At 33.8% G+C, this 588-nt stretch carries 1 protein-coding gene; it reads left to right on the top strand.

Going from position 1 to position 588, the window contains the following annotated elements; translation table 11 throughout:
- Positions 1-129: 129 nt before the first annotated feature.
- Positions 130-588 (top strand): IS256 family transposase (locus JCM6256_RS10285; RefSeq protein WP_035438609.1); only part of this gene is annotated, 459 nt, incomplete at its 3' end.

Below are 588 nucleotides of genomic sequence, written 5' to 3'. Positions count from 1 at the left end.
AGACCGTAAAATAGTTTGTGTAAGGATGAATGATTCCTTAATTTAATTTCATAAAATATTAGAAAAAGGAGTCCCTTTCTCGTATGATTGGTTTGAACAAAAAACACATACAGAAAGAAGAACTCCTTCATGAATGATTTTACCAAAAATATAACTCAAGCTCTATTCAATCAAGATAAAATTAATGATTTGCTTCGTAATGAAATCCAACAAGCTGTTAATGACTTGTTAGAATCTGAATTGACTGCCTTTTTAGGATATGATCCTTATGCCAGAAACGGCTGGAATACTGGTAATTCTAGAAATGGTGCGTATTTTCGTAAGATTGATACTCAATTTGGATCAATTGAGGTACAAGTGCCACGAGATCGCAATGGTATGTTTCATCAACACACTCTGCCAGACTATAAACAACATACTGATCTCTTAGAAGACATGGTTATAAAACTTTATTCTAAGGGTGTAACCACTAGAGAAATAGCTGATTTAATCGAGAAAATGTATGGTAGTCATTATAGTCCAGCTCAAGTGTCTAATATCTCTAAGCAAATGATTCCCAAAGTTGAGGCTTATCACAAGCGTAAGCTG

The organism is Lactobacillus hamsteri DSM 5661 = JCM 6256, assembly GCF_000615445.1.
In the GTDB taxonomy this organism is placed as follows: domain Bacteria; phylum Bacillota; class Bacilli; order Lactobacillales; family Lactobacillaceae; genus Lactobacillus; species Lactobacillus hamsteri.
This window is presented reverse-complemented; position numbering and strand designations above follow the sequence as displayed.